At 30.8% G+C, this 9,925-nt stretch carries 11 protein-coding genes; 4 read left to right on the top strand and 7 right to left on the bottom strand.

Annotated elements, in window-relative coordinates; translation table 11 throughout:
- From AABM47_RS09325 to recR, 6 genes are all read right to left on the bottom strand, one after another.
- On the bottom strand, positions 1–577 hold a 577-nt coding region (locus AABM47_RS09325), incomplete at its 3' end, for a GDP-mannose 4,6-dehydratase (RefSeq protein ID WP_338410654.1).
- Positions 578–1,099: 522 nt separating this feature from the next.
- Entirely contained in the window at positions 1,100–1,561 is a 462-nt protein-coding gene (locus AABM47_RS09320; RefSeq protein ID WP_338410653.1) for an ArsR family transcriptional regulator, read from the bottom strand.
- A 337-nt stretch (positions 1,562–1,898) separates the two neighbouring features.
- Positions 1,899–3,170 (bottom strand): nucleotide sugar dehydrogenase, encoded by a 1,272-nt coding sequence (locus tag AABM47_RS09315; protein WP_338410655.1) that lies wholly within the window; start codon positions 3,168–3,170, stop codon positions 1,899–1,901.
- A gap of 15 nt (positions 3,171–3,185) precedes the next feature.
- On the bottom strand, positions 3,186–4,574 hold the full coding sequence (locus AABM47_RS09310; RefSeq protein ID WP_338410652.1) for a UDP-glucose 6-dehydrogenase: 1,389 nt from the start codon (positions 4,572–4,574) through the stop codon (positions 3,186–3,188).
- Between the two features lie 2 nt (positions 4,575–4,576).
- Entirely contained in the window at positions 4,577–5,560 is a 984-nt protein-coding gene (locus tag AABM47_RS09305; RefSeq protein ID WP_338410651.1) for an SDR family oxidoreductase, read from the bottom strand.
- Positions 5,561–5,581: 21 nt separating this feature from the next.
- Positions 5,582–6,202: a recombination mediator RecR gene (gene recR / locus AABM47_RS09300; RefSeq protein WP_338410650.1), complete on the bottom strand. Its 621-nt coding sequence runs from the start codon at positions 6,200–6,202 to the stop codon at positions 5,582–5,584.
- A 75-nt stretch (positions 6,203–6,277) separates the two neighbouring features.
- On the opposite strand from recR, the gene AABM47_RS09295 reads away from it, so the two are divergent.
- Positions 6,278–7,720, top strand: a complete 1,443-nt coding sequence (locus tag AABM47_RS09295; RefSeq protein WP_338410649.1) for a sodium:solute symporter — start codon at positions 6,278–6,280, stop codon at positions 7,718–7,720.
- On the opposite strand, the gene AABM47_RS09290 is transcribed toward AABM47_RS09295, so the two are convergent.
- Positions 7,697–8,056 (bottom strand): CoA-binding protein, encoded by a 360-nt coding sequence (locus AABM47_RS09290; RefSeq protein ID WP_338410648.1) that lies wholly within the window; start codon positions 8,054–8,056, stop codon positions 7,697–7,699. The genes AABM47_RS09295 and AABM47_RS09290 overlap by 24 nt on opposite strands.
- Positions 8,057–8,158: 102 nt before the next feature.
- Between AABM47_RS09290 and AABM47_RS09285 the strand changes: the two genes are divergently transcribed.
- The 3 genes from AABM47_RS09285 to AABM47_RS09275 form a co-directional block, all read left to right on the top strand.
- The gene (locus tag AABM47_RS09285; protein WP_338410647.1) at positions 8,159–8,581 is read left to right on the top strand and encodes a hypothetical protein; all 423 of its coding nucleotides are present in this window, start codon (positions 8,159–8,161) and stop codon (positions 8,579–8,581) included.
- A gap of 55 nt (positions 8,582–8,636) precedes the next feature.
- Entirely contained in the window at positions 8,637–9,260 is a 624-nt protein-coding gene (locus AABM47_RS09280) for a MarC family NAAT transporter (RefSeq protein ID WP_338410646.1), read from the top strand.
- Between the two features lie 72 nt (positions 9,261–9,332).
- Positions 9,333–9,925: NAD(P)H-binding protein (locus AABM47_RS09275; protein ID WP_338410645.1), on the top strand; the 593-nt coding region annotated here is incomplete at its 3' end.

Below are 9,925 nucleotides of genomic sequence, written 5' to 3'. Positions count from 1 at the left end.
GAAAATGATAAGGTCCATAATTGTTAGAACAATTGGTAATTACATAAGGCAAGCCATAGGTTTCGCCATAGGCTCTTACAAAATGGTCAGAAGCTGCTTTTGAGGCCGAGTAGGGCGAATTGGGATCATAAGAAGTTTCTTCTGTAAACAAACCTGTTTTACCCAAAGAACCATACACCTCATCAGTTGAAATATGATAAAACCGTTTGCCATCCATGCTTTCCTTCCAAATGGTTTTGGCAGCGTTTAACAAATTCATTGTACCAATTACGTTTGTTTTTACAAAACTTAAGGGGTCTGTTATTGAACGATCTACGTGAGATTCTGCTGCTAAATGCAACACACCATCAAATTGATGCTTTTGAAATAAAGTATTTATAAAATCGGCATCTACAATATCTCCTTTAATAAAGTTATAATTGGGTTCGTCTTCTATATCCGCAATATTTTCTAAATTACCTGCATATGTAAGTGCATCTAAGTTGAAAATTTGATGCTTAGGGTAGTTTTTTACAAATCGTCTAACAACATGTGAACCTATAAACCCCGCTCCTCCTGTAATTAATATATTTTTCATTTTTATTATTACTATGCTGTATTCACAAATTTGTTATTTTTTTGACGCAAACACCATTATTATAAATTTTAATATAGAATTATTTATTAGTCAGTTGGGCTCTATGTCCTTTTTTTTACTAATGAAATAGCTTTTTTAATGTTTTTTTTTTTCAATCCGGCTAAACCCTCTTACTGCTCATTTGAATATATTTCTTTATTTTGTTAAATTTAAATATCCCAACCAATATAAACAAAAAACCAACTATTGAATGTATCCTTGATCGCGATTATTGACTTTTATGTAAACACACATGAAGTCAATATAGTCGTTTGTATTTTATTTCAGAGCTCTTTTGCTTGATTATATTTCTATAATTAAGTCATCTGTTGCCTTTTTTTTTGTTACGTAGCTTGGTTTAGAGTGCCTATCAATTCATCAATTTTTTTATGATTTTTGTATAAAAAAAGGAAACTTTTAATAGCTTCGCTTGGTCAGTCCCATTTTAAGACCAACATTTTATATGCTATTTTCTATAAAAAATTATTTAGCCTCGAACACTAACAAACCTTCCTCTAAGAATTGAGATGTAGTTTGAAAAAATACTTTTTTTCCTATTTCTTTTTCTATTTTTAAGGACAATTTGTCTAAATAATCCTTATTGATGTTTGGGCCTTCTAGTACAATTTCTATTGTACCCGAATCTATTCCTTTTGCATAATCTCCTACCAAATATACTTTATGTAATTCTCCTATTTGAGACAATACATGTTCCACAATGCTGTCTAAACCTACATATTTACGAACCATTTGTTGTAACAGACTAAATAAAGGATGTTTTTTGTTGGCTTTATAGGTTATTTTTCCGTCGAGGACAGTTCTTGAGATATAACCCGCACTGCTCAAATTATTCAGTTCTTTTCGGATTGAATTTGTATTCTCTTTCATTTCAACAGCTAAACCTCTCAAATATCCTTCATTAGCCGCGTTGATAAAAAATTTCATCAACAAGCTTAAACGGGTTTTTGATGTTATTAATTTGTTTAGCATATAAATAATAAAGAGTACCAAAAGTACTCTTTATTATTTATTAACCAAATTATTTTGTACTTTTTTGTAGCTATTGTGTCAAATAAAAATTACTATTTAAATAATTATTGATTATTTGTTGTTAAATACTGTTTTATATAATCTACATTTTGTTTTAATTAAAAATGATTTTTAATTTCTTAAAAGTAATTATTTACATTTTATGTCTAACATATCGGTATGCGTTTTTTTTTTAAAGCTATCAAAATGGCGCATATAAACTACTTGATAGTTTTTATCACAACACATAAATTTAGTTTTCTTTTACTTTTAAAATGGATTTAAAATCATATAAAACATTCTTTTCTTTACTTATAGCCTTAAAATCAAGATTCAAAAACAAGGTATGAGCTACTCCTAAAACTATAGCGTCAAATTTTAATTTTGAATCAAGTTGAGCATTACACGTTAAGCCGTATTCATCTTTTACTTCAATAGGATTTGCCCATGGATCAAGTATTGTAATGCAGATGCCGTATTCTTCTAAAGAAGATATAACATCTACTATTTTGGTATTTCTAACGTCTGGACAATTTTCTTTGAATGTAATCCCTAGCATTAAAACTGATGATCCTTTTATAGCAATACCCTTTTGAATCATTTTTTTTACTACTTGAGAAGCTACATATTCTCCCATGCTATCGTTGATTTTTCTACCTGCCAAAATAACCTCAGGATGATAGCCTACTTCTTGAGCTTTTTGAGCTAAATAATAAGGATCAACACCAATGCAATGCCCACCGACTAAACCAGGTTTGAACGGCAAAAAGTTCCATTTTGTTCCCGCAGCTTCTAGTACATCGTGCGTATTAATATCTAATAAATTAAAAATTTTTTCCAATTCATTTACGAAGGCAATATTAATGTCTCTTTGAGAATTTTCTATCACTTTAGCTGCTTCAGCAACTTTTATGTTTGGTGCTAAGTGCGTTCCTGCAGTAATAACACTTTTATATAGGGCATCTACTTTAAGTCCAATTTGTGGTGTAGAACCTGAGGTTACTTTTACTATTTTATCTACCGTATGTTCTTTATCACCCGGGTTAATTCGTTCGGGCGAATAGCCTGCAAAAAAATCTATATTAAATCGTAGCCCAGATGTTTTTTCTAACACAGGAATACATTCTTCTTCTGTAGCACCGGGATAAACAGTAGATTCATAAATTACGATATCTCCTTTTTTAAGTACTTTACCTACTGTTTCGCTTGCTTTGTACAAGGGCGTTAAATCGGGTTTTTTATTTTTATCAACAGGGGTTGGTACAGTAACTATATAATAATTAGAATTTTTTAAGTCTTCAAAATTTGTTGAACAAAACAAACCCTTTAAGTCTGACTGCGATTGCACAAGTACTTTTTGCAATACTTCTTCATCAATCTCTAAGGTATTGTCTCTTCCAGAATTTAGTTCATCAATTCTAGTCTGATTGATGTCAAAACCTACAACTGGATATTTAGTTGCAAAAAGTCGTGCTAAAGGCAAACCCACGTATCCCAAACCTATAATTGCTATTTTAATACGCATCATTTTTTTTCCAATTTATGATCCAATGGCTTGATATACGAACCCTATCTCTTCTAATTCTTTTTTATTTAAAACATTTCTGCCATCAAAAATAAAAGCTGGCTTTTGCATTTGATCGTATATGTTTTGCCAATTATAGGTTTTAAATTCTTCCCACTCTGTTAAAATTGCAATTGCATGCACGTCTTTACACGCTTCATAAGGGTCGTCAAAAACGACTAATCCTTTACTGTTTTGTTGTTCTGAACGGGTCTCTAAATAGTTGAGGTCAATATAAATTTGTTCCTTTTTTACTTTAGGATCATAAACCGCAATGATCGCTTGTTCTGCCAACAAGTCGTCAGCCACAAAAATAGCTGCAGATTCTCTGGTGTCGTTGGTGTCTTTTTTAAATGCCCAGCCTAAAAAGGCTATTTTTTTTTCTGAAACGGTATTGTATAATGTTTTAACAATGTTTTTTGCAAAACGTCTTTTTTGATGGTCGTTCATAATGATGACTTGTTCCCAATAATCGGCCACTTCATCAAGTCCATAAGATTTTGCAATATAAACCAGGTTTAAAATATCTTTCTGAAAACATGATCCTCCAAAACCTACAGAAGATTTTAAAAACTTTGATCCTATTCTACTATCCATTCCAATTGCTTTTGCAACTTCATTGACGTCGGCTCCTGTTTTTTCGCACAATTCTGACATGGCATTTATTGAAGAAACACGCTGTGCTAAAAATGCATTTGCTGTTAATTTTGACAATTCAGAAGACCAAACGTTTGTAGTTAAAATTCTTTCATTTGGCACCCAATTTACATAAATATTTACCAATTGGTTAATGGCTTTTTGTCCTTCTTGAGATGAATCACCTCCTATTAAAACCCTGTCTGGAGCTAATAAGTCTTCAACTGCTGTTCCTTCTGCTAAAAATTCAGGATTTGATAATATTTGAAATTGTACCCCATTTCCGGTATGGTCTAAAATACTTTTTATAGCACTCGCGGTTCGCACCGGAAGAGTAGATTTTTCTACAACGATTTTATTTGATTTTGAAACTCTAGCAATTTGTCGGGCACAAAGTTCAATATATTTTAAATCGGCTGCCATTCCTTTTCCAATACCATATGTTTTTGTAGGAGTATTGACCGAAATAAAAATCATTTCTGCTTCATCAATTGCTTTATCTACATCTGTTGAAAAAAATAAATTTCTGCCTCTGGCTTCTCGTACTATTTCACTTAAACCGGGTTCATAAATTGGAATGTTATTAACATCAGCATCATTCCAAGCCTGGATTCTACTTTCGTTTAAATCTACAACGGTTACTTTAATATTTGGGCACTTTTGAGCAATAATTGCCATCGTAGGCCCGCCAACATAACCCGCCCCAATACAACAGATGTTTTTAATCATATTTATTTTTTTAAATTTTCCCAATACCAACTTATGGCTTCGCTTAACCCTTCTTGCAATGAGTATTTGGGATTATATTCTAATAATTTTTTTGCTTTATCAATGCTTGCCCATGAATGAGAAATGTCTCCTGCTCTATTTGGACCATGTAGAACTTCTACATTTGCTATTGCAGGGTCAAATTTAGTTAAAAATTCTTTTATGTAGTTAATCAAATCTAAAAGTGTAGTTCTATCGCCAAAAGCAGTATTATAAATTGTATTTATAGCTTCCGGATTTGTGGTTAATAATGCTTTTTCATTCATTTGAACCACATTATTTATATATGTAAAGTCTCTTGAAAACATGCCGTCTCCATTTATAACCGGACTTTCATGATTGATAAATTGCATCACAAATTTAGGAATAACTGCAGCATAGGCACCGTTTGGGTCTTGATTTTTTCCGAAAACATTAAAATAACGCAATCCTATAGTTTCTAAACCGTAAGCAGAGTTAAAAATAGAGGCATATAATTCATTTACGTATTTAGTTATGGCATAAGGAGATAGCGGTTTTCCAATAAAATCTTCTACCTTGGGCAGTTCTACAGAATCTCCATATGTTGATGAGCTTGCTGCATAAATAAATCGTTTCACTTGAGCATCGCTAGAGGCTATTAACATATTCAAAAAACCAGACACATTTACTTCATTAGTTGTTAAAGGATCTATTAAAGAACGAGGCACGCTACCTAATGCTGCTTGATGCAACACAAAATCGACACCCTCTACAGCATTTCTACAGGTCTCTAAGTTTCTAATATCACCCTCAATAAGTTTGAAGTTTGGATTTGTAAGAAATGGCTTGATGTTGTGATGATGACCCGTTGCAAAATTGTCTAAACAAATAACTTTATTTTCGTGAGATAAAAAATACTCACATAGATTAGAACCAATAAATCCAGCACCACCAGTGATAAGAATTTTTTTATGTGTAATATTCATATGCGGTTATTAATTAAATTGTTAATTGTTTTTTATAGATGCTTCAAAAGGAATTCTATGCAGTAAACTTCTACCTAAAGTGACCTCATCCGTATATTCCAACTCATCACCTATAGCCATACCTCTTGCTATTGTTGAAACCTTTATGTCAAAAATTTGTATTTGTTTAAAGATATAAAAATTTGTGGTGTCTCCTTCCATCGTTGAACTTAATGCGAAAATAAGTTCGTTAATTGTTCCTGTTTTTACTTTTTCTACAATAGGACTTATACTTAGTTGTGAAGGACCCACTCCATCAATAGGCGAAATTCTTCCACCTAACACATGAAATAATCCTTTGTATAGACCAGTGTTTTCTATAGCCATAACATCTCTTATATCTTCAACGACACATAATATAGATGCATCTCTTTTTGGATTTAAACATATATCACAAACGTCATTATCTGATAAAGTATTGCAACTTGTACAAAATTTTATTTCATTTCGCATGAATTGTAAGGCTTCTGTTAAGCATTGTGTTTGTTCGACTGGCTGTTTTAACAAATGAAGCACCAAACGCAAGGCTGTTCTTTTACCTATACCAGGTAATTGGGCCATTTCGTTAACAGCTCGCTCTAATTTTTTTGACGATAATTCCATAAATACAAATATAGTTATTTAAAGAAAAAACATGATCTTAATTTTATTCTATTATTTTTGTATAAAAATAATACGATGCAACCTACTACAATACTATTTATAATACTCGCTTATTTTTCGATTTTAATCTTATTTTCTTATGTAACAGGAAGAAAAGCAGATGTTAGTAACGATACTTTTTTTAAAGCCAACAAGCAATCTCCATGGTATTTAGTTGCTTTTGGAATGATTGGAGCCTCTCTTTCTGGCGTTACATTTATTTCTGTACCTGGAAAAGTAGAAGTGGCTCAATTTGCCTATTTTCAAATAGTATTGGGCTATATTTTAGGATATTTTGTAATTGGCATCGTGCTTTTACCCTTGTATTATAAACTTCAATTGACATCAATATACACCTATTTAGAAGAGCGGTTTGGAAATTATTCGTATAAAACAGGTGCCTGGTTTTTTATTGTTTCTAGAACCGTAGGGTCAAATTTACGCTTGTTATTGGTTGCAGATGTTTTACAAACTTTAGTTTTTAAACCCCTAGGGATACCGTATTGGTTAACAGTAACGGCTATTATTTTATTAATTTGGGTTTACACCCATAAGTCAGGGATAAAAACAATCATTTGGACAGATACGCTACAAACCTTATTTATGCTTGTGTCTGTCGTGATTTGCATTGTAGTAGTTTCTGAAGATCTTGGTGTTAATATTTCAAATATTTCATCTTATGTTGCAGACAGTAATTTTTCAAAAACTTTTTTCTTAGATGATGCAAGTTTACCTACTTATTTTTGGAAACAATTTTTTTCAGGCGCTTTTATTGCCATAGTTATGACTGGTTTAGATCAAGACATGATGCAAAAAAACCTGACATGTAAAAGTTTAAAAGATGCACAAAAAAACATGTTTTGGTTTACTATTGTATTAACTTTTGTAAATTTTTTATTTTTATTACTGGGTTTATTATTTACAGAATATGCTTTAAAAAACGGAATCGATGCGCACAAAGATCAACTTTTTGCTATTCTAGCCAATGGATATTTGGGTACCGTTGTAGCGTTTAGTTTTATTTTAGGTTTAATTGCCGCGGCCTTTTCAAGCGCTGACAGTGCCTTAACAGCTTTAACAACATCATTTAGCATTGACATATTGAATATAGAAAAACGATATGATCTTAGCAAACAAATAGCTATTAGAAAAAAAATTCACTTGATGTTTGTCGTAATTTCAATTTTAGTAATTCTCCTTTTTAAGTACGGTTTTAATGACGCAAGCATCATCGACAAAGTTTTAAAATTTGCAGGATTTACGTATGGACCCTTATTAGGCTTATACAGTTTTGGGCTGTTTACAAAGTGGAACATAAAAGATAAATTTGTACCGCTAGTAGCTGTTTTAGCAGTAGTAATTTCATTATTACTAAACACCTATGGTATTGATTGGTTCAATTATAGTTTTGGTTTTGAAATACTAATGGTCAACGGGTTATTAACTTTTATAGGTTTAATATTGATTCGTAGCAAGTAAAACTAATGTACAAGCTTCCTCATATTTGATAGTGTTTGCTTTTAGTAATTGATAAAATTCAGGGTTTTCTGTTCCTGGATTAAAAAGAACTCTTTTAGGACTTAAACCGATGATATAATTGTAGTAATCACGTTGTGCCACAGAGTTAATATACATGGAAACTGTATGTATTTTTGTTGCAGGTATAGCTTTAGTTTGAATTTTTACACCTGCTACTTCAGCGATTTTTTGACCAATGGCAACAACAGTATGATTGTGCTCTACTAACTTATTTAATGCTTTGAAACTATATCTATCAGGATTAGCTGATGCACCTATTACTAATGTTTTTTTCATTTTATTTGTTTATGGTGTAAAATTACAAATAAACAAGCTATAAATATTTCATAACGCTAATTTTATCTCTAATTTTATTTTTAATTTTATAAAAAATAAGAAATGCTTTATAATATTTCGCACAGCAATAGAAAAATTAAAAACACCATAGATGATTCGATTGGAGTTCCTTTTAACATCATTGAAAACATAAAATTAAAAGGAATTGGCTCGCCTAGAGTAGTTATAACAAAAGCGAGTCAGCAAATTGCTGTAATTTTAAATAAAAACAACAGTATTAATTATGCTAATATTGAATTAAGGCCTAAAGGAATAATAATTGGTTTTCAATCTCAACTTGAAGTTTATGCCTTAGCAATTCCGTTTTATAAATTGGTAATTTTTAAACCCGGAAACAGTATTACTTTTTACATAGATCATCATTTTATAAGTATTGATTTATCAAAAAATGAAAAAAGGATAGTCCAATTTCTTTCTAAAATTGAATACCAAAAATCAAAACAATTTTATGAAAATATAAATTAATGTTTAAATAAAATAAACAACCAAAAAAAAAAAATAGAGTATATTTGTAAAAAAAATGGATGTTTTTTTACTCTTATTTGCCGCTTTATTTTCAGTATTAAACCCCATTGGAACAATACCAATATTTGTTGGATTAACTGCGGGTTATACAAAATTTGAACTTTCAAAAACATCCCTTTGGACAGCAATTAATGTATTTATTATTTTAATAATTACGTTTTTTATTGGTCAATATGTATTGTCTTTTTTTGGCATCACAATATCAGCTTTAAGAATTGCTGGTGGTTTACTAATTACAAATTCTGGATTTTCATTATTAAATGGTCAGTTTAGTAAAAACAAAGGAATCAATAAAAAAGCTCAAGCTCAAGCTCAAGACAGAAGTGACATTGCCTTAACTCCATTAGCAATGCCAATGTTAGCTGGGCCTGGTTCAATGTCTTTATTAATTGCTTTTTACCAAGAACAAAATACAACTTTAGATATTATTTGGTCTTGTTTTGCTATTTTAGCAGTAGCAATTGTTATATTTTTAATATTAAGAAGTGCTTATTATTTATCAAGAATATTAGGTTCATCAGGAATTGTAGCAATTTCTAGAATTATAGGCTTCTTAACTATTGCCATTGGAATTCAATTTATAATTAGTGCCATTTTAAGCATAGCAAGAGGCATATAAACAACTCCTAAATTTTATTAAATTACATTTTAGTGTTTATTTTTTACTTAATTTTAAGAAAAAATAAAATAAATGCGAATTCTACTCACTGGAGCAAATGGATATGTTGGCAAACGACTTTTACCTGAATTGCTAAATCAAGGGCATGAAGTTGTTTGTTGTGTTAGAAATAAAAATCGGCTTGGTTTAGATAAAGCTACCCTTTCTAAAATTACTATTTGGGAAATTGATTTTTTAGACAATCCCATGCTTAAAAATCTTCCTAAAAAATTTGATGTAGCCTTTTACCTTATCCACTCTATGACATCTTCAACCGAAATGTTTGATGAAATGGAAGCTAAATCTGCTTTAAATTTTAATACTTATCTCAACAAAATTGGCGTAGAACAAGTTGTTTATTTAAGTGGAATTGTAAATCAATCAAACTTATCTAAACATCTACAATCTCGCTTAAATGTTGAAAAAATTTTATACAAAGGTAATTTTAAAACCTCTGTTTTACGTGCCGCAATTATTGTTGGCTCAGGAAGTTCCTCTTTTGAAATCATTAGAGATTTATGCGAAAAACTACCTGTAATGATTACACCAAAATGGGTTTTAACAAAATCTCAGCCTATTGCCATAAGGGATGTAATTCAATATTTAATTGGCGCCATAAAAAATGA

This window comes from uncultured Flavobacterium sp., assembly GCF_963925415.1.
Taxonomy (GTDB): Bacteria; Bacteroidota; Bacteroidia; order Flavobacteriales; family Flavobacteriaceae; genus Flavobacterium.
The sequence above is the reverse complement of the archived record's forward strand: the minus strand, read 5'-3'. Positions and strand labels throughout refer to the sequence as shown.